Here is a 21,086-nt window from a genome sequence, read left to right on the forward strand (position 1 = left end):
CTCAAATTCACCCCAAATGAAAAAAAGTTTATCCCCACTTTTTAGCTTCTTATTCATAACTGGAATTATTGGATTATTATTCTTTACGATGATGCCACAATGGACATCAGATAAAGAAGGGCCCCTAGCTGAGTTTTCAACAACCAGAGCTTTTAATCAAATCAAAGCCATAGCTAGTCAACCTCATTATGTAGGATCTGAAAATCATGAGACTGTTGCCCTCTACCTTCAAAATGAATTGAATAAATTAGGATTACACTCAACCACTCAAGAAGGATACACTTTAACCGACTGGGGCAACCTTGTAAAGTCAAAAAATATACTTGCTCGTATAAAGGGGACTAATAATACAAAAGCCTTGGTGCTATTATCACATTATGACAGTGCACCGCATTCCTATTCTCAAGGCGCAAGTGATGCTGGTTCAGGTGTAGCTACGATTCTAGAAGGAATCCGTGCGTATCTTTACACCAAGCAAAAACCTAAAAACGATATCATAATCCTTTTCACTGATGCAGAGGAGTTGGGACTAAATGGTGCTGCTCTTTTTGTAACCCAACATCAGTGGGCAAAAGAAGTGGGCTTAGTTTTAAATTTTGAAGCTCGAGGGTCCTCTGGACCAAGTTATATGCTAATGGAGACAAATAAAGGTAATGCCGGACTGGTAAAGGAATTTGCTGCTGCTGGCACAACTTTTCCAGTATCAAATTCCCTGATGTATAGCATTTATAAAATGCTTCCAAACGACACTGATTTAACCGTTTTTAGAGAAAAAGGTGATATCCAAGGTTACAATTTTGCTTTTATTGACGGACATTATAATTACCATACTGCACAAGACGATAGCAATCATTTAGATAAAAATACCCTAGCACATCAAGGTAGTTATTTGATGCCTTTATTACAGCATTTTTCAAATGCAGATCTCAATGCTACTCAAGCTACTGAAGATGATATCTATTTTTCTATTCCTTACACCTTACTTCATTATCCATTTGATTGGGTTTTCCCGATGATTGCCTTTGCTTTTTTAGTATTCTTGCTGTTATTATTTGCAGGTTTCGCCAAAAAATTGCTCAGCTTTCCCGAGATTTTAAAAGGTTTCATTCCCTTATTTGGATCACTTTTGAGTGCTTTTATAATTGGCTTTTTTGGATGGAAACTATTATTACTCATTTACCCACAATACAACGATCTCCTCAATGGCTTCACTTACAACGGTCATGACTATATCGCAGCAATTGTACTGTTTAGTCTATGCATTTGTTTTGCCTTTTATCAACGTTTTTCGATAAAAAAAAGAACAATGAATCATTATGTAGCCCCATTATTTGTTTGGTTACTTATCAATTTAGCAATAGCTTTTTATCTTAAAGGAGCTGGTTTTTTAATAATACCTGTTTATTTTAGTTTATTACTCTTTGGGATTTTTATCATTACGCAAAAATCAAGCTGGATTTTGAATCTGATTTTTAGTATACCAGCCTTATTTATAATTGTGCCTTTTATACAAATGTTTCCTATCGGTTTAGGGCTAAAAGTATTGTTTGGCAGTGCTTTACTGACAGTACTCACATTTGTGCTTTTATTGCCTATTTTTGGGGCTTTTATGAGAAAATCGTGGTGGTCTTTATTCTTCTTAATTCTTTCATTAGGATTTTTTGCGAAAGCTCATCTCGCATCGAGATACCAAGCAGGTCAGGCAAAATCAAATAGCCTAGTCTATCTTTATAATGCAGACACAAAGATGGCAAACTGGGCTACATATGATAAGAACTTAGACGACTGGACAAAAAAATATCTAGGCAAAAACCCTCAAGAAGCTACGAGCATAAATAAAAACCCACTATTTAGTAAATACAATTCTGGTTTTACTTTCAGTGCCAAGGCACCAATTAAAGACTTAGCACAACCGTCCATCGTCTTCACCAAGGACAGTATTGTAGGTGGTAACCGTTATTTAAAAATTAGAATTAGCCCTAATCGAAAGGTAAATAGGTATGATATCTTTGCAGATAAGAAAATGATCTTTACAAATTTCAAAGCTAATGGCGCAGCGCAACTAGAGCAACAAGGCAATGTTTTAAAAAGAAAAGGCAAAAAAGTACTTAGCTATTATGTTGCGAACAATGAACCACTGGAAATGGAGTTTACAATTCCATCCACCACCTTATTTGATATGGAATTGATGGAAGCCTCTTTTGACCTAGTAGAAAACCCTTTATTCAATATGGCAAAACGTGCAGAATGGATGATGCCTACTCCTTTTGTATTGAATGATGCGGTTGTTATCACTAAGCGTATAATGCCAAGTCCACAAGAAATAATTACTCCTACTGAAATAACTACCATCAAAACTGTTCAAAACAAACCCTTGCAGAGAAAACCTGTTTTGAAAGTTAACGATAGTTTAAGCGTCGAATAAGTATTACTATAGTACTACTGATTTAATTCCTTTAAAAAAGTAACAGCTACCGCAAATTACCTATCTAAAATGGCAAATTTGCGGTTTTTTTAATTTGATATAAGCTAAAAAAGCGCTGAAAATTTTTAATCAAAATCCTTTCGGATTAGCTTACTTTTGTAAACTCAATGACAAGTTTATAATGAAACAAATTAGCGTTTTAGGTTGTGGATGGCTCGGATTGCCTTTGGCGAAAGCCCTAATTCAAAAAGAGTATACCGTAAAAGGATCAACCACTTCTCCAGAGAAAATTTCTCTATTAGAAAATTCTGGAATTCAATCTTATGTAATTGAACTAGAAAGTGATAATGCGCCAGAGAACATTTCTTGTTTTTTTGAAGGAAGCGAAATAATAATAATCGCTATTCCACCGAAATTGAGAGGTAAGAACAAAGATTATTCTGATGCGAATAACAATTCGTTTGTTAAAAAAATAGCCAATCTTTTACCACTGATTGCGGAATCAACAATCAAAAAGTTGTTATTTATTAGTTCGACAGCGGTTTATGGTGACGCTAGTGGTACCGTTGATGAGTACACAAAACCAGTTCCTGTTACCGAAAGCGGCAAACAATTATTAACAATCGAAGAATTATTATTTGACAACAGCAACTTTAAAACTACCGTACTTCGTTTTGGTGGACTAATTGGGGAAGATCGCAATCCTGCTAGATTTTTGGCAGGGAAAGCAAATGTGGCTAATCCAGAAGCAGCTATCAACCTGATTCATCAAGAGGATTGTATCGCTGTAATTTTGAAAATTATTGAAAGGAATGCTTGGGGAGAAAGCTTTAATGCCGTAGCGCCTTATCATCCCACAAGATCAGCCTATTATACAGAAAAAGCAATAGAGAACAATTTGCTTCCTCCCTCTTTTGATTACAACCAACCTTCTGTGGGAAAAACAATCGATAGCGAAAAGCTAGTAAGAATACTTGAGTATCAGTTTATAAAACCACAGCTTTAAGTTGAAAACAAAGATCAAAACTTCACTTTCCACTGGTGTTCATGCTATTGGATTACCCTTTATTGCTTTAGCCTTTGTTTGTTTTTGTTGGGGAACTACTTGGATTGCGTCCAAAGAAGGGGTTCGGCACATGCCCGCATTACAACTCGCAGGCATTAGACAGTTCATTGGTGGTGGCCTCTATATCTGTTTTTTTCTATTCAAAAAAGCCCCTTGGCCAAAAGGCAAACAGTGGAAAACGATTTTAATACTGAGTGTCTTAAATTTTGCTCTTAGCAACGGACTGAGTACCTGGGGAGTGAAATACATTAGTAGTGGACTTGGGGCGATCTTAAATGCTATATTCCCGCTTTGGATTGTTATTATTACATTTTTAAGAGGCGAAAAACTTGCTAAATTAGCCATATTAGGATTGGTGATTAGTTTCAGTGGTGTTTGTGTTATTTTTTACGACCACTTAACTGATTTTCTTCAAGCTGATTTTCGATTTGGAATTATGCTGTCAGTAATTGCAACGATAACTTGGGCTTTTGGAAGTCTCTATACTAAGAAAAAAGCGGCCACTTTTAACCCTTATTTTAGTTTGGGATTGCAAATGTTTATTTCGAGTTTACTATTATTGACCATTTCAGAAACAAGCGGTATGGCGGTAGCTATAACTTCTATTCCTGTCACCTCTTGGTATGCTATTACGTATTTAGTGATTGTGGGCTCCATACTGTCCTTTATGGCCTATATTTATATGCTACAACAATTACCAGCCGAGGTTAGTAGTATCTACGCTTATATCAATCCTATTGTAGCCGTACTACTTGGTGCGCTCTTATTTGGAGAATCTCTTAGCGTTGCGATCGCTATTGGTGGAGGAATTACTCTTTTTGGATTGTATATGGTGAATCATTCTATTCGAAGAACACGTAGAAAAGCTTTACTAAAGAAATCATAGATAATAATTTCTATTTTATAGAAACAACAAGCTCTCTACTGTCAAAGTTACTTACTGTCTTTTGTGAAGAAGTCAATTACTAGAAGTACATTTAAATCTAGTTTCTAATTAACTGACTAACAATGCTTATTTTGAAAAATCACTAAAAGTGGGTATTTTATTTGTAATTTATTTTTTCTAAGTTTGGTACTAGCTATTTAAATAAATAGCCCTCACTTAAAAATATAACTATGAAACAAACCACAAACCACAAACCACAAACCACAAACCACAAAGCTTTATTAGCAAACTTCTTTTCCTGTTTGTACTAGTGTACTCTATGACTAATTGCAGCCAAGACACTCAAGACATTAATGAAAATAATGTAATTGAGGCTGAAAAAAATGAGATTTCATTCAATCAGTTTAAAAATAAGACTGGATTGATAGAATTCAAAAACACCTTTAGTTTACCAATAGTCTCTTTAAAAGCTCAATCTAAAAAAGTTGAAAAAAATCAGTACACTGTAAATGATTTCAACATTGATACCACGTACATTAAACAATTTGTAGTAAGAAATAAAACTGCGTATACTTTTAAGATTACTCCAAAAATAATCACGCGAAAAAGTATTTTTAATCTTACTATTTACAATAAAGATGGAGTTTGGGAAACATCAATAATCGAAATGATACCGACAGATCAAAATTATAAAGACCTTATTACTGGTAATGCGAGAAAATTTAGAGGTAAAATGAGACTTGTTTATCAATCAGCTACATATCAAAACCCTATTAATAAGTCCTATGCAAAATCATCAGGTTCAGGTACAGGTTACACTACCGTTTTTGTAACTGGAAATAGGCATTGTACAGGGACAGGAGATTGCGCCAGTGGAACCTGTGACAATTGTAATCTTTGCGTAGACTATTACAGTTTTAGCCTACCAGTAGACGGTGAAGCTGTAGAAGCTTTAGAAGAGACACCAAATAGTGAATCTCAAAGTGGTGGTGGCAGTAGCCCTAATTTAACTGATCCCAGCGGATATGTTATAGATCCTAACTTATTTGATTTAAGTAATCCAAAATCATTCATATTATTACAAAAAGCAGAAACAGCAGCTGCATTTTGGGCTGATCTATCAAATGATTTGAAAGAGTGGGCTATTGTTAATGCTGATGAATATACTATGATACTGAATTTATATCTAGATAATGTTTCGCAAGAAAGTAAAGGTGCTGCTATAGAAATGATGAACTCAATGATGAATAATTTTGGCTATTCTTCTGATGGATTTATGGGTGACGGTGATGGCGATAACGTTGATTATTCAGGCCCTAAACAGTTGATTCCAAAAAGTATTATTCTGAATGATGGTTCTACATTGACAATAACCTTTGGAACCACTCAAAGCGACAATAAAAATTCAAACAATGAGGTTGCTGTAGATTTAGTAAATAGTATAAAATTTGCACTGAATTTGGCAAATAGTAAACTAGAAAATTCTTTAAAAATCACTTCTATATATATAGCAGCCACAACAAATGGCACTCATTCCTCTACAAGTAATCACCCAAGAGGCACGGCAGTTGATATAAGTAGAATTAATGGAACAAAAATGATTAATTTAGGCGGAAACGCTCAAGTTAAAGCCCTGCAAGAAGCTTTTGATGATTATCCGAAAATTAGAGAGAATTTTGGTCCTTCATTTAAACACAAGACGCTTCCGAACGGATCTGTAAATCTAAATTGGCTTATTGCCGGACATCAAGACCATATACATGTATCGGTTCAAAGTAATTAATCAACAAATCCATTATTATGAAAAAACACTTAATTATTTTTTTAACATCTCTACTGTTTATATCTAGCAAAGCTCAAAATATTATTTATAAAAAAATAGAAAGCAACGAATTAAACAGTTTCATAGGAAAGATTATTGAATACAAAAAATTTGACCTTTCTCAATATCAGGTCAAAACAATTATAACAACAAATTTACCAGGCAGTGCCGGAAATCCTGAATCGGATGAAGTTTCACATAATATTTATATTTCTATTTGTGAATATGAAGAGTATCTGGATTGTAAATTATACCTAGTCGAAAATTTAATTAAAATAAATGTGGAAAGTATCATAGAGGACAAAGCGAATCTATTTATTGAAATAAGTTCTGGAAATTTTAATGAAAGAAAAACAGATACAATAGTCATATCTAAATAAACCACCAGTCTCTCACTTGTAACCCGTGCCCACAAATGAGAATGAATAGCCCTAAATTTATAAACCAAATCATGAAACAAACCACAAAACTACATTAGCAAAAACGATAACTTGGGCTTTTGGAAGTCTCTATACTAAGAAAAAAGCGGCCACTTTTAACCCTTATTTTAGTTTGGGATTGCAAATGTTTATTTCGAGTTTGCTATTATTGACCATTTAAGAAACAAGCGGTATGGCGGTAGCTATAAGTTCTATTCCTGTCACCTCTTGGTATGCTATTACGTATTTAGTGATTGTGGGCTCCATACTGTCCTTTATGGCCTATATCTATATGCTACAACAATTACCATCCGAGGTTAGTAGTATCTACGCTTATATCAATCCTATTGTAGCCGTACTACTTGGTGCGCTCTTATTTGGAGAATCTCTTAGCGTTGCGATCGCTATTGGTGGAGGAATTACTCTTTTTGGATTGTATATGGTGAATCATTCTATTCGAAGAACACGTAGAAAAGCTTTGGCTAGTAAAATATAAATTACCTTCCGCTAATCCACTATAAAATAATAAAACCCCAAGCTTACACTTGGGGTTTTGATTTATAAAGACATTTTTCTTACCAGATTCGTACTCTTTTTTCAGGAGCAATATACATCCCATCATTAGCTTGAATATCGAATGCTTTGTAGAAATAATCAATGTTTTGTAATGGCACATAAGCACGGTAAATACCTGGCGAGTGTGGATCTGTTTTCACTTGATTCTTAATTGCCTCATCACGGGATTTAGAACGCCAGATCGTTGACCAAGAAATGAAGAAACGTTGTTCTGGTGTGTAACCATCAATTAATCCTGGATTGCCGTTTTCTTTTAGGTACAATTGCAGTCCATCATAAGCAGCACTTACTCCACCTAAGTCACCAATATTTTCCCCTAAGGTAAATTTTCCATCAACAAAAGTTCCTGGTAATGGCTCTAAAGCGCTGTATTGATCAGCAAGAGCAGTTGTTAAAGCTGCAAATTGTTTAGAGTCTTCAGCAGTCCACCAATCAACTAAATTACCATCAGCGTTGTATCTAGATCCTGAATCGTCAAAACCATGCGAAATTTCATGTCCAATTACGCCACCAATTCCACCATAATTCACTGCTTCGTCAGCTTGATAATTGTAAAAAGGAGGTTGTAAAATCGCTGCTGGAAATACAATCTCATTATAAGACGCGTTGTAATACGCATTCACTGTTTGAGGAGACATTCCCCATCTTGTTTTATCCACAGGCTTGTTCAAGTCGGCTAGATCTTGTTCAAAACGCCATTTAGACATCAATCTTGTGTTTTCAAAATACGTCCCTCCTTGTTCAGGGCTAATTACCTCTAATGCTGAATAATCTTTCCATTTGTCTGGATATCCAATTTTGATTTTAGATTTGTGTAGTTTTTCAATCGCACTTACTTTAGTCTCAGGCGACATCCAAGTCAAATTATTGATGCGGTTTTCAAAAGCAATAAAAATGTTTTTGATCATTTTCTCTGCTTTGGCTTTGGCCTCAGCCGGAAACTTTTTCTCTACATATAATTTCCCTAATGCTTCTCCTATTCTTCCGTTAATTACTTGCAAGGCTCTTTCATCGCGAGGTCTTTGTTTTACAGCACCCGTTAAGGTTTTACCGTAGAAATCAAAATTAGCGTCTTCGATGCTAGTAGACAATTGGCTTGAAGCTCTATTCAATAACGCCCAACGCATATATGCCTTCCACTCACTCACCTTGTTCTCCTTCAAGATTCCCTCTAAGGCGGTCATGTATTTAGGTTGTGAAACAATTAAAGAATCAACATTTTTTAAACCTATTTGAGTAAAATAATTATTCCAGTTGATCGATGGAGTCAACTTTTGCAAGTCGGCAACCGTCATTGGGTTGTACGATTTTCTTCTGTCTCTTCTTTCCACACGGTCAAATCTTGGTTTTGACATTTGGATTTCTAATGCCAAAATTTGTTCAGCGTGTGTTTTAGCTTCTGCTGGTTTTTCACCTAAAAAACCTAACATTTTTGCAACATGAAGTACATATTTCTCTCGCTTTTCTTTGGAATCAGCATCATCAGATACGTAATAATCTCTATCAGGTAATCCCACACCTCCAGGACCTACACTAACAACATTTCGATTACTGTTCTTAGCATCAGCACCAACATTAGCACCAAAGAATCCAATTCCCCCAAGAGGTTCCATTTCGATTAAAAGCGCTTCTAAATCTTTGCTATTTTTAATAGCATCAATCTTTTTCAAATACGGTTTTAGTGGTGCGATTCCCAATTTGTTTCTACCTACTGTATCCAAAATTGATTTGTACAAGTTGATCGCTTTCCCTTGATCTGTATCCGATTTATACTTTGGGTTGTTTACCGCATCTTTTAAGATCGCTAATGCATCTGCATCGGTGCGCTGTCTTAATTCGTCAAAACTTCCCCAACGCGTTCTATCTGATGGGATTTCAGTATTATCAAGCCAAGTTCCATTTACATACTGGAAGAAATTATTACTTGGCTTCACTGACTTGTCCATATAATTGACATTGATGCCAGGTTCTTTTACTGCCTGCTCAGTCTGTGCTTGCATAACGGATAGTCCTAGTAGTGCAGGAATTGCAAAAAGGAGCTGTCTATTGCTGTTCTTTTTCATTTTTAAAGTGGATTAGTTAGTTCTTAGTGCACAAATACAAATCTTTGTAGCAACAAAATAATTTATAAATATATAAAAGTAAATTCCAATGTATACAATTTTAACAATTGTAGCCGATAGATTTTTTACAAATGAAAAAATCCCAAGCTTTCACTTGGGATTTTTGAAGGTTATGGTTTTGATTATTACCAAATCTTAACTCTTTTTTCAGGTTTGATATACATACCGTCTCCTTTTTTAATATCAAATGCTTTGTAAAAGGCGTCTACATTTTGTACTGGAACATAGGCTCTATACATACCTGGAGAATGAGGGTCAGTTTTTACTTGACTTTTAATTGCTTCGTCACGAGATTTTGTTCTCCAAACCGTAGTCCAAGCTATGAAAAAACGTTGTTCAGGAGTAAATCCATCAATAAGTCCTGGATTTTTATTTTCTTTTAAATACAATTGTAAACCATCGTAAGCGGCGTTTACACCACCTAAATCTCCAATATTTTCGCCTAACGTAAATTTACCATCAACATGTACTCCTGGCAAAGGTTCTAATGCACTGTATTGATCTGCTAGAGCAGTTCCTAGAGTAGTAAATTGTTTCAAATCTTCGGCAGTCCACCAGTCTACTAAATTTCCATCTGCATTATAACGTGCACCTGAATCATCAAAACCATGAGAGATTTCATGACCGATAACTGCTCCTATTCCACCATAATTTACTGCTTCATCAGCTTGGTAATTATAAAAAGGTGGTTGTAAGATTGCTGCAGGGAATACAATTTCATTGTATGAAGGATTGTAGTACGCATTAACGGTTTGTGGCGACATATACCATTCTGTCTTATCTACTGGTTTGTTTAATTTATCAATATCCTTCTGGAAACCCCATTTAGACAGGTTTTTAATATTTTCAAAATAACTTCCGCCGTCAGCTATACTTTTAATTTCTAATTTAGAATAGTCTTTCCATTGATCAGGATAACCAATCTTGATAGTAATCTTATTCAGTTTTTCAATTGCTTTAGTCTTTGTTTCTGCAGACATCCAAGTTAAATTTGAAATTCTACTTTGGTACGCACTAATAATATTCTGAATCATTTTCTCTGCTTTGGCTTTTGCTTCAGCAGGAAACATCTTTTCGACATATAATTTCCCTAAAGCTTCCCCAATAGTTCCATTGACTGTTTGTAATGCTCTCTCTTCGCGTGGTCTTTGTTTAATCGCACCAGTCATTGTTTTTCCGTAGAAATCAAAATTAGCATCCTCAATTTTGGTTGACAATAACGAAGTAGAACCGTTAATTAAGTTCCATTTCATGTATTCTTTCCAAGCAGACACATTGTTCTCAGCAAGAATGTTTTGCAATGCCTTCATGTATTTTGGTTGCGAAACAATAACAGTATCTAATTTTGTAAATCCAAGCGCATTAAAATAGTTATTCCAATTAATAGCAGGAGTCATTTTTTGTAACTCAGCAACAGTCATCGGGTTGTACTGTAATCTTCCATCTCTGCGCTCTACTCTATCCAAACGAGGTTGAGACATTTCAATTTCTAACGCTAAGATTTTACTGGCACTTTCTTTAGATTGCTCTGGAGATTCTCCAATAAATTGAAGCATTCTCGCAATATGCTGCTCGTATTTTTGACGCTTTTCTTTAGTATCTTTTTCTTCAGAAGAATAATAATCTTTGTCTGGTAAACCTAATCTACCGACACCAACACTTAATGAGTTTTTAGCACTGTTTTTATCATCGGCTCCAACACCAACACCAAAAAAACCAATCCCACCAATAGGCTCCATTTCTACTAAAAGTTGTTGTAAGTCAGTAGTATTTCTAACCTTATCAATTTTAGCTAAATACGGCAACAACGGAATAATATCTTGTTTGTCTCTGGTAACTGTATCTAAAATACTGTTGTAAAGATTTATGGCTTTACCTTGATCAGTATTCGATTTGTATTTTGGATTCTTAGATGCCTCTTTTAAAATCGTTAGTGCATCCTTATCTGTTTTTTTAAGCAGTTCATTAAAACTTCCCCATGAGGTTCTGTCATTCGGAATTTCCGTTTTGTCTAACCAAGTACCATTGACAAATCTAAAAAAGTCATCAGCAGGTTTTACTTTATTATCAAAGTAAGAAATGTTGATTCCAGGTTCTTTAACAGTAGGTTTTTTTTGAGCTTGCGCTTCTGTAAATCCTATAATTGCAGGAATCACAAAAAGCAGTTGTTTATTCAACTTTATTTTCATTTTTTTCTAAGGTTTAGTTATTATCACAAAGCTATTGATAAAAGTTTTAATAACTGTTAAAATTTTATCGAAATTACAGTTTTGATTATCAGCACAAAAGAGCGTTGTTTTTTTATATTTTTGTATTTTTGTAAAAAAATAAAAGAAGACCAAATCGCTAAAATTATAATAGTGAACAGCTATTAACTTTAAGTCAAACATATTTTGGTCTTTAAAAAATAAATTAATTGAATATGAAATCTATATTTATGAAATACCGAATATTCATTGGTATTTTCCTAGTATTCTCTATTATCACATTATACCTATTCTATGTTGCTCTTAAACCCAGCAAAACTTTACCCATATACAATCCATCAGATGTGAACCCTGAATTGGTTGACAGTACAGTACAATACATTAGTAAATACCATACCATAGCTGATTTCTCTTTTACCAATCAAAATGGCAAAACCATTACTCAAAAAGATTATGAGGGTAAAATATATGTGGCCGATTTTTTCTTCACCACTTGTGGTTCTATTTGTCCTAAAATGACTGCTAATTTATTTGATGTTCAAAAAGCCATTAGCAATAATCCAAAAGTGATGCTGCTTTCTCATACCGTTTTTCCTGAAACGGATAGCGTTCCTGTTTTGAAGGCTTACGCCAAAAAGTACGGTGTAGATGATAAAAAATGGAATCTAGTTACCGGCGATAAGAAAGAAATTTATACGATGGCCAGAAAATCTTATCTAGCAGTTAAACTAGGAAAACCCGAAGAATTATATGATATGGTGCATACTGAAAACTTTGTTTTAGTAGATGCCAAAAGAAGAGTTAGAGGATTTTATGACGGCACTAAAAAAGAAGATATCCAGAAATTAATAGAGGACATTAATTTTTTAAGTCAAGAATAATTCTAAATTTAATTTGCTCCATTTAATTTAACCCAAAAACTAATCAGATTAGAGCTATTTTTTAGGTCGTTAAATTGATTCAAATAAAGTACAAAAATGATAATTATACGTCGTTTTTGTATTATAATATGTATTTTTGCAATCTTAATTCAATCTAAATAAGACTTGCGTACTACGATAAATTCACTAAAAAAAGGCGAAAAAGCCATTATCAAAGACTTTGATATTGATGTTATTCCGTTGAAACTGCTCGAAATGGGCTGTTTGCCTGGAAATACTGTTGAGTTATTACAAATAGCCCCATTTGGCGATCCTTTATATTTAAATATAAATGGTTCACACCTTGCCATTAGGGTAGAAACCGCTACAGAGATTGAAGTTGAAGTAATCAAAATTAAGCTTTAAAATGATTAACCAAAATATCAACGTCGCTTTAATAGGCAACCCAAATACAGGTAAAACATCCGTTTTTAATCAATTAACTGGCTTAAACCAACAGGTAGGAAACTATCCTGGTATTACTGTTGAAAAAAAAATTGGGTTTTGTAAGCTGCCAAATAATATAAAAGCTAACATTTTAGATTTACCAGGAACTTATAGCTTAAACGCAAGCTCGATTGATGAAAATGTTGTTATTGAGTTACTGTTGAACAAAAATGACAAACTATATCCTGATGTTGCTCTCGTAGTAACTGACGTTGAAAACCTGAAGCGTAATTTACTACTTTTTACCCAAATAAAAGACCTTGAAATTCCGACGATATTAGTGATTAATATGGCGGATAGAATGGAACACAAAGGGATTACACTCGATATTCCGTATTTAGAAGAGCACTTAAAAACAAAAATCGCATTAATCAGTTCAAGAAAAGGTTTCGGGATAGATGAATTGAAAAAAATGATCATCACTTACAAAACTATTTCAAGTGAACCTTGTTTGAATGCATCAAGCATAGATCCTGAATATTTTGATAGCTTACGCAAAGCCTTTCCTAACCAACTATTATACAAACTGTGGTTAGTGATTACCCAAGATGTGAACTTCTTGAACTTAGAACGTAAAGAAATTCACAGTTCGTTTACTAAATCACATTCTGATTTAAAACGTTTGCAACAAAAAGAAACAATAAAACGCTATCAATTTATAAATGATGTTTTAAAAGAAGGTTTAAAAGTAGACTCATCAATTGCTAAGGATTTCCGATCTAAGCTAGACCGCGTGTTAACGCATAAAGTGTGGGGTTACGCGATCTTCTTTGCTATTTTGTTTATCATTTTTCAGTCGATCTTTGAGTGGTCAACCATTCCTATGGATTTTATTGACAGTAGTTTTGCCTCTTTAAGTACTTGGGCTAGCGAATCCTTACCAGCAGGAGTATTGACTAATTTAATTTCGCAAGGAATTATTCCTGGAATAGGCGGAATCTTAATTTTCATTCCTCAAATTGCGTTCTTATTTTTGTTTATTTCGATACTAGAAGAAAGCGGTTATATGAGTCGGGTGGTTTTCTTAATGGACAAGATCATGCGTAAATTTGGTTTATCTGGTAAAAGTGTAGTGCCATTAATTTCTGGAACTGCTTGTGCGATTCCTGCTATTATGGCAACTAGGAACATTGAAAACTGGAAAGAGCGCTTAATTACCATATTAGTCACTCCGTTTACAACATGTTCAGCAAGACTGCCTGTGTATGCTATTATCATTGGACTGGTTATTCCAGACACCCATGTTCTCGGTATCTTTAACCTACAAGGATTAACATTAATGTTATTGTACCTATTAGGTTTTGGAATGGCTATTTTATCAGCTTATGTTTTAAACAAAGTAATGAAAATAAAAGGCAAAACTTTCTTTGTGGTAGAAATGCCTAATTATAAATTGCCCATGTTTAAGAACGTCGCGATTAATGTAGTGGAAAAAACCAAAGCCTTTGTTTATGGTGCTGGAAAAATAATCTTAGCGATCTCTATTATTTTATGGTTTTTAGCTTCTTATGGCCCTGGGAAAAAATTCAAGAACGCTGAACAAATTGTACAATCTAAAATTGAGAATACTTCTTTACCACAACAAGAGTTAGACAATAAGATAGCCTCTTACAAACTGGAGAATTCGTATATAGGAATCATGGGTAAAACCATCGAGCCTGCAATCTCTCCTTTGGGTTACGATTGGAAAATAGGAATAGCCATTATTAGTTCATTTGCCGCTAGAGAGGTTTTTGTAGGGACTTTAGCAACGATTTATAGTGTCGGTGGTACTGACAATGAAGATACAATTAAAAACAAAATGGCTGCTGAAATCAATCCAGCAACCGGTGACAAAATATTCAATTTTGCCTCTGGTATTTCGTTATTATTGTTTTATGCATTTGCGTTACAGTGCGCGAGTACGCTAGCTATAACTAAGAAGGAAACTAATTCTTGGAAATGGCCTGTGGGACAGTTAATTTTTATGAGTGGTTTTGCTTATATCTTAGCACTATTAGCGTACCAAATATTAAAATAAATAAATGATGTTACAAGAAATAATAGCTTTTATAACCCTAGCAGTTGCGGTTGGTTTTCTAATTAAAAAGTATTTTTTTAAAAAGAAAAAATCAGCTAAAAACTGTGGAAGCGATGATTGTGGTTGCCACTAAAATTATTTGAGATATCCTATTTTTAAAAAATAATCTTTAGGCACAATTGGCTTGTCTTTTTTTGGATAAGGTTCCAGATCAATTGTTTGCACTTTCTTATATTTTACAGGAAGGTACGTTGCAAACCATTGCTGATTCTCTTGCTCTTTTTTAGCAGAAAGTACTAGTGTTTTATCTTCCATTAATTTTTTGTCTTTGTAAACAGATACCACGATTTGCGCTTCTCCCATCCAGATACAAGTAACGCCTTCTGGACATCTAGAGTCAGTAATTACACTTTTAAGAACCAGCGTAAAACCCGACTTTTTCAAACACTCTTTTTGAGTAATCTTGAAAGAACTATTCTCTTTATTTTGTGCAAAAGAGCCTAAACTAAAAGACAATACTATTAACAAGATATTTTTTTTCATTGCTGCATTTTAAAGCGTTGTAGTAAAGGTAGTAAGAAAACCTTAATTCGTTTTCACAAATAGGTTGCTGGCTATCTTATTTGAAATTGTCAAGTTCTTGCCATCTACTTTTATTCTTAACGACAGGTCAAAGGATTCTTTTGCTAATATTTCGATTTTAGAACCCAAAGCAATCTCTTGTTTGTCTAAGTATTTAAGAAATTCTGAAGAAGTGTCTTTCACTCCTACACAAATGCCTTGTTGCTTTTCAATGAGCTCTGAAAGCAATTGTTTGTCTATTTTAAAGATCTCTCCTTTAGCATTGGGAATGGGATCTCCATGTGGATCTTCTGTGGGATTCCCCAAAAAGTCATCTAATTTATTGATAAGTTTTTCGGATTTAATGTGTTCTAATTGTTCTGCAATATCATGTACCTCATCCCAAGAAAAATCTAATTTTTCTACTAAAAACACTTCCCACAGGCGGTGTTTCCTTACAATCATTTTAGCCGCTAACTTTCCAGCATCGGTTAGTGAAACACCTTGGTATTTTTTATAATTAACCAGATCCTTTTCGGACAGTTTTTTAAGCATATCAGTAACTGACGAAGCTTTGGTTTCCATCATTTCGGCAATGGCATTTGTACTTACATCAGCATTTGAAATAACGGTAAGATGGTATATGGCTTTAAGATAATTTTCTTCTGAAAGTGTCATGTTCTTTTTTTTAGCCCCGATAGCAGCGACATCCTTTATCTTATTGTAAACTGAATTTAATCCAGGTTCTTAAAAAGATAAAAATATAGCGGATAGCGGGAAATAGCTTCTCATTTTTTTTAATCTCTAACAATCAATAACGGAATAGAGATTTTGTGTCTCAACTTATCCACCGTAGTTCCAAAAATCAAATCTTTGAAACCGGTATGACCGTGCGTTCCCATTACTAAAATATCAAAGTTACCTTGGTTCACAATTTCGGGAATTATTTTATTTGGTTTTCCAAAGCCTAGTTGGGTACTGACTTTAAATCCTTTTTCAAACAACATTTCTTTGTATTCTTCCAGTAACTTCTCATCTACTAAGGTTTCATGATCATCAATGTTTTCTCCATACATAAGGGCACCCACAGTTTCAACAATATGAATCAATGTATAATTAGCCTCTGCTCCACCTAGTTCAAATGCACTGTTCAAAGCTACTTCATCAGCAGCTGAAAAATCTACAGAAACGGCAATATTCTTTTTAGTATACACTTCTGATTTAGAAAAGCGAAGTTTTAAATTGTGTGGCGAATGATTTTGAAAAGCTGTTTTAGACTTAGAAATAAAAGGTTTAATTACGATGTATAACAATAAAACCAAAAAGCTTAACGCCAACGGAACTACAGTAAGCCAAAGCACTATTGGGTTGTCAGAGGTTTCTAGCCAACCGTTAATTTCGTCCAAAACTAATTTCCCATTTAAAACTACAATGATTGAAGCGACAATCCATGAAGCGATTTGTGTCCATTTACCAATGTGAAAACCTTTCATTTTTGATTTATCACTCACAAAATGTATCAGCGGAATAATGGCAAATCCCAATTGTAAACTCAAAATCACCTGACTGAAAATCAGTAACTTTCCTGTTACTCCTTCGCCAAAAATAGTAATCACAATGACTGCTGGTACGATGGCAATTAATCTCGTAATGATTCTGCGTACCCAAGGCTGAATTCGTAAATTCAAATACCCTTCCATGATGATTTGTCCGGCTAAAGTTCCTGTTACTGTCGAACTTTGTCCCGCTGCAATTAAGGCTACGGCAAATAATATAGGGGCCCACTTGGTTCCTAATAAGGGTTGTAAAAATTTATGGGCATCTTGAATTTCGGCAACTTCATGCATGCCAACTTTATAAAATGTGGCTGCTGCCAAAATTAAGATGGCGGCGTTGACAAAGAACGCTAAGTTCAATGCAATGGTCGAATCGATGAAATTGTATTTTAAAGCTTGTTTGATACCGGCAGTCGTTCTATCAAATTTACGGGTTTGCACTAAAGAAGAGTGCAGATATAAATTGTGCGGCATCACCGTGGCTCCAATGATCCCGATTGCGATGTACAAGGCTGTTTCATTAGGCATCGAAGGTATTAATCCTAACATCACTTTGTCTAATTCTGGTTGTGCAAAGAACATTTCGAAAACAAATGAAACTCCAATAACCAGTACTAAGGCAATGATAAACGCTTCCATTTTACGAATCCCTTTATTGATTAAGAACAATAACAAAAACGTATCTAAAACCGTAATCATTACCCCTTGAATCAACGGAATATCAAACAACAAGTTAATACCAATGGCCATTCCCAATACCTCAGCGAGATCACAGGCTGCAATGGCAACTTCGGCCAAGAAGTACAAAATGTAGTTGATAAAAGGCGAATAGGTTTCGCGAGAAGCTTGTGCTAAATCGCGTTGGGTTACAATTCCTAATCGAGCACTCAAGCTTTGCAAAAGCAACGCCATGATATTACTCATCAATAAAACCCAGAGTAAAGAATACCCAAACTGACTTCCTCCAGCAAGGTCAGTAGCCCAGTTTCCTGGGTCCATATATCCTACACTTATCAAGTATGCAGGACCAAAGAACGCTAATATTTTGCGAAAGACTGATTTCTTATTTTGAGTGGAAACCGACTGGTTTACTTCTTCTAACGACTTACCCATTTGATAACTATTTGAGGCAAATATAATTATGTTTTTTTGTTATATCAAATATAATTTTTAGATTTGCCTAAATTTATATTTAAACACAACAAAAAAATAATACTTTGAGAAACATAATTTTTCTATATTTCCTACTAATTACAAGCCTTTCCTTTGCGCAAGCGACTATAAAAGGAAACGTCTCCGCAGATGGAATACCTTTGCCGCAGGCTAATATTTTGATCAAAAAAGCAACAAAATCCATCGTTACAGATAGCAACGGAAATTATTTTATAAATAATTTGGTTGCAGGGGAGTATGAAATCGCTGTTTCCTACACTGGATTCAGGGCTGAAAAAAGAACGATCACCCTTATTGACAGCACCGAAACGGTTCTTGATTTTAGACTAAGAGAAAACAATACCCTAGACGAGGTGGTGATAACAGGAACGTTAAAACCAGTTAGTCGTTTAGAAAGCGCTGTTCCTGTAGAAGTTTACAAACCCACTTTTTTTAAGAAAAATCCAACAGCAAATATTTTTGAAGCCTTGCAAAATGTAAATGGTGTCCGTCCACAACTAAATTGTAATGTTTGTAATACGGGAGACATTCACATCAACGGACTCGAAGGGCCATACACTTTAGTATTAATTGATGGTATGCCTATTGTGAGCGGATTGTCTACCGTTTATGGATTATCTGGAATTCCGAATTCTCTATTAGAACGTATCGAGATTGTAAAAGGACCAGCATCTTCCCTATACGGAAGCGAAGCTGTGGGCGGATTGATTAATATTATAACGAAGAATCCAAGCAACGCTCCCCTATTTTCAGCAGACTCTTTTGTAACTGATTGGGACGAACTCAATGTAGATTTAGGTTTCAAAGGGAATCTAGGCAAAACGGCTTCGGTTTTAACGGGAGTGAATTATTTTAATTACAGCAATCCTATTGACAACAACAACGATAATTTTACTGATGTCACTTTGCAAGATCGTATCTCGGTTTTTCAAAAATGGAATTTTAATCGAAAAAGCAAAAAGCAACTTTCACTAGCGGGACGTTTTTTCTATGAAGACCGCTGGGGAGGCGAATTGCAATGGGAAAAGAAATACCGCGGAGGTGACGAAGTCTATGGTGAGAGCATTTATACGAAACGTTGGGAATTACTAGGTGCTTATGAATTACCTACAGTAGAGAAAATGTTGTTTTCGTTCTCCTACACAGACCATGATCAAAACTCGGTTTATGGAAATATTCCTTATTTAGCGAAACAGCGCATTGGTTTTGGGCAACTGACATGGGACAAAAAACTGCGCAAACACGATTTACTTTTTGGAACTGCATTGCGTTATCAATATTATGATGACAACACTACTGCAACGGTTACTGAAGATGTCAATTGGATTCCGAGTCTATTTCTTCAAGACGAAATAGCCTTCAATGACAATCACAAAATATTATTGGGAGCACGTTATGACTACAACAACAACCACGGAAACATTTTTACGCCACGATTTGCTTATAAATGGAAAATCAACGACAATAATATTCTGCGTTTCAATACAGGGACAGGTTTTAGAATTGTGAATCTTTTTACCGAAGAACATGCCGCTTTAACCGGATCCAGAGAGGTAATTGTTCTAGAAACACTAAAACCAGAACGCTCTATTAATGCGAACATCAATTATTTGAAAAAAATCTATACCAACAACGGGAATTTCATAGGCTTTGAAACAACAGCTTGGTACACGCGTTTCAGCAATTCGATTATTCCAGATTATGATACCAATCCCAACCAGATTATTTATAAAAATCTAGAAGGTCATGCGGTGACAAAGGGAATTAGTACTAACCTCGATTTTGTGTTCAATAATGGTTTGAAAATGATCCTTGGTGCGACTTATATGAATGTTTCCAAAACTGAAAACAATGTTACGACCCAGCAAATTCTAACCGAAAAATTCTCGGCTACTTGGGCGATTTCGTACCGAATCAACAAATTGTCTTTAGACATTGATTACACCGGAAATGTGTATGGCCCAATGCGTTTGCCATTGTTGGGAGATTTAGATCCACGAAGTGAGTACTCGCCAACTTGGAGCATTCAAAACATCCAATTTACCTTTAATAAATTCAAGAATATCGAAATTTACGGCGGAGTAAAAAACATACTGAACTGGACGCCCAACAAAGGAAATCCATTTATTATCGCTAGAGCCAATGATCCATTCGATAAAAATATACAATACGACACAAATGGTAACGTGCAAGCCACTCCAGATAATCCGTATGCGCTGACTTTTGACCCTGGTTATGTGTATGGACCTAATCAAGGAATTCGCAGTTTCTTTGGTTTAAGATACTCGTTGAAGTAATCTTTTTTGAAATATTATAAACGCAATACAACATACATGACTTATATGTTTAGAAAAAAAGCAGCCTTTATAATCCTTATCGTAATAGTAATGCAATCTAGTTTTGCTCAACTGAAAACCTACACTTTTCAGGAAGCAGAATTATTATCAAAAGAAAATCCAAAACCCATTGTGGTGTTTATCCATACTTATTGGTGTAACTACTGCAAAATGATGGAAAACAATACTTTTAAAAATAAAGAGGTTATTGCGGAATTAAACACTAATTTTTATTTCATTTCATTTGATGCAGAAACTAAGGAACCGATTGCTTTCAATCAAAATACTTTTCAGTTTCAACCTACTGGAACGAATACAGGCATTCATGAATTGGCAACAGCTTTGGCTACTATTAATGGTCAGGTGATGTATCCAACGCTAACAGTTCTAGCAACAGATGCGTCAATTATTTTTCAACAACATTCCTATATTTCAGCTAAGACTTTCCTTAAAATTCTTGAAAAAATGGATTACAAATAATTACCAGGTCTGATTTTTTGCTACCGATTTAAAAGATTAGCACAGATTATTTTACAGTCCAAAACTGAT

General features: G+C 34.8%; 17 protein-coding genes. 12 read left to right on the top strand and 5 right to left on the bottom strand.

From position 1 onward, the window contains the following. The first annotated feature begins 16 nt into the window (after positions 1 to 16). From ACEN2K_RS00760 to ACEN2K_RS00785, 6 genes are all read left to right on the top strand, one after another. On the top strand, positions 17 to 2,425 hold the full coding sequence (locus ACEN2K_RS00760; RefSeq protein WP_441757399.1) for a M28 family peptidase: 2,409 nt from the start codon (positions 17 to 19) through the stop codon (positions 2,423 to 2,425). A gap of 181 nt (positions 2,426 to 2,606) precedes the next feature. After that, positions 2,607 to 3,431 carry an SDR family oxidoreductase gene (locus ACEN2K_RS00765; protein WP_441757400.1) on the top strand — a complete coding sequence of 275 codons (825 nt, stop codon included), beginning with the start codon at positions 2,607 to 2,609 and terminating at the stop codon, positions 3,429 to 3,431. Position 3,432: 1 nt separating this feature from the next. Continuing rightward, entirely contained in the window at positions 3,433 to 4,377 is a 945-nt protein-coding gene (locus ACEN2K_RS00770; RefSeq protein WP_441757401.1) for a DMT family transporter, read from the top strand. A 319-nt stretch (positions 4,378 to 4,696) separates the two neighbouring features. Then, entirely contained in the window at positions 4,697 to 6,160 is a 1,464-nt protein-coding gene (locus tag ACEN2K_RS00775) for a hypothetical protein (RefSeq protein WP_441757402.1), read from the top strand. A 17-nt stretch (positions 6,161 to 6,177) separates the two neighbouring features. Next, positions 6,178 to 6,579 carry a hypothetical protein gene (locus ACEN2K_RS00780; RefSeq protein ID WP_441757403.1) on the top strand — a complete coding sequence of 134 codons (402 nt, stop codon included), beginning with the start codon at positions 6,178 to 6,180 and terminating at the stop codon, positions 6,577 to 6,579. A gap of 232 nt (positions 6,580 to 6,811) precedes the next feature. Next, positions 6,812 to 7,114: an EamA family transporter gene (locus tag ACEN2K_RS00785; protein WP_441757404.1), complete on the top strand. Its 303-nt coding sequence runs from the start codon at positions 6,812 to 6,814 to the stop codon at positions 7,112 to 7,114. 79 nt (positions 7,115 to 7,193) lie between these two features. Here ACEN2K_RS00785 and ACEN2K_RS00790 read toward each other — a convergent pair whose 3' ends face one another. Next, positions 7,194 to 9,257: a M13 family metallopeptidase gene (locus ACEN2K_RS00790; RefSeq protein ID WP_441757405.1), complete on the bottom strand. Its 2,064-nt coding sequence runs from the start codon at positions 9,255 to 9,257 to the stop codon at positions 7,194 to 7,196. Between the two features lie 185 nt (positions 9,258 to 9,442). Continuing rightward, positions 9,443 to 11,506, bottom strand: coding sequence for a M13 family metallopeptidase (locus ACEN2K_RS00795; protein ID WP_441757406.1), 2,064 nt, complete (start codon positions 11,504 to 11,506; stop codon positions 9,443 to 9,445). A gap of 233 nt (positions 11,507 to 11,739) precedes the next feature. Here ACEN2K_RS00795 and ACEN2K_RS00800 point away from each other — a divergent pair, with 233 nt between their 5' ends. The 4 genes from ACEN2K_RS00800 to ACEN2K_RS00815 all read left to right on the top strand — a co-directional run bounded on the left by ACEN2K_RS00800 (position 11,740) and on the right by ACEN2K_RS00815 (position 15,044). Next, positions 11,740 to 12,405: an SCO family protein gene (locus ACEN2K_RS00800; protein ID WP_441757407.1), complete on the top strand. Its 666-nt coding sequence runs from the start codon at positions 11,740 to 11,742 to the stop codon at positions 12,403 to 12,405. Positions 12,406 to 12,570: 165 nt separating this feature from the next. Next, positions 12,571 to 12,810: a FeoA family protein gene (locus tag ACEN2K_RS00805; RefSeq protein ID WP_441757408.1), complete on the top strand. Its 240-nt coding sequence runs from the start codon at positions 12,571 to 12,573 to the stop codon at positions 12,808 to 12,810. Between the two features lies 1 nt (position 12,811). Beyond that, on the top strand, positions 12,812 to 14,911 hold the full coding sequence (feoB, locus tag ACEN2K_RS00810) for a ferrous iron transport protein B (RefSeq protein WP_441757409.1): 2,100 nt from the start codon (positions 12,812 to 12,814) through the stop codon (positions 14,909 to 14,911). Between the two features lie 4 nt (positions 14,912 to 14,915). Then, positions 14,916 to 15,044, top strand: a complete 129-nt coding sequence (locus tag ACEN2K_RS00815; RefSeq protein WP_441757410.1) for a FeoB-associated Cys-rich membrane protein — start codon at positions 14,916 to 14,918, stop codon at positions 15,042 to 15,044. 2 nt (positions 15,045 to 15,046) lie between these two features. On the opposite strand, the gene ACEN2K_RS00820 is transcribed toward ACEN2K_RS00815, so the two are convergent. The 3 genes from ACEN2K_RS00820 to ACEN2K_RS00830 form a co-directional block, all read right to left on the bottom strand. Next, the gene (locus ACEN2K_RS00820; RefSeq protein ID WP_441757411.1) at positions 15,047 to 15,454 is read right to left on the bottom strand and encodes a hypothetical protein; all 408 of its coding nucleotides are present in this window, start codon (positions 15,452 to 15,454) and stop codon (positions 15,047 to 15,049) included. 42 nt (positions 15,455 to 15,496) lie between these two features. Beyond that, on the bottom strand, positions 15,497 to 16,150 hold the full coding sequence (locus tag ACEN2K_RS00825) for a metal-dependent transcriptional regulator (protein WP_441757412.1): 654 nt from the start codon (positions 16,148 to 16,150) through the stop codon (positions 15,497 to 15,499). Between the two features lie 119 nt (positions 16,151 to 16,269). Next, complete coding sequence (locus ACEN2K_RS00830) at positions 16,270 to 18,141, bottom strand: Nramp family divalent metal transporter (RefSeq protein WP_441757413.1); 1,872 nt, start codon at positions 18,139 to 18,141, stop codon at positions 16,270 to 16,272. Between the two features lie 104 nt (positions 18,142 to 18,245). Here ACEN2K_RS00830 and ACEN2K_RS00835 point away from each other — a divergent pair, with 104 nt between their 5' ends. Both ACEN2K_RS00835 and ACEN2K_RS00840 read left to right on the top strand, forming a co-directional pair. Continuing rightward, positions 18,246 to 20,498: a TonB-dependent receptor gene (locus ACEN2K_RS00835; RefSeq protein WP_441757414.1), complete on the top strand. Its 2,253-nt coding sequence runs from the start codon at positions 18,246 to 18,248 to the stop codon at positions 20,496 to 20,498. A 45-nt stretch (positions 20,499 to 20,543) separates the two neighbouring features. Then, entirely contained in the window at positions 20,544 to 21,017 is a 474-nt protein-coding gene (locus ACEN2K_RS00840) for a thioredoxin family protein (RefSeq protein WP_441757415.1), read from the top strand. Positions 21,018 to 21,086 lie beyond the last annotated feature (69 nt).

Origin of the sequence: Flavobacterium sp. W21_SRS_FM3, assembly GCF_052113625.1 — a bacterium.
Classification (GTDB): Bacteria; Bacteroidota; Bacteroidia; order Flavobacteriales; family Flavobacteriaceae; genus Flavobacterium.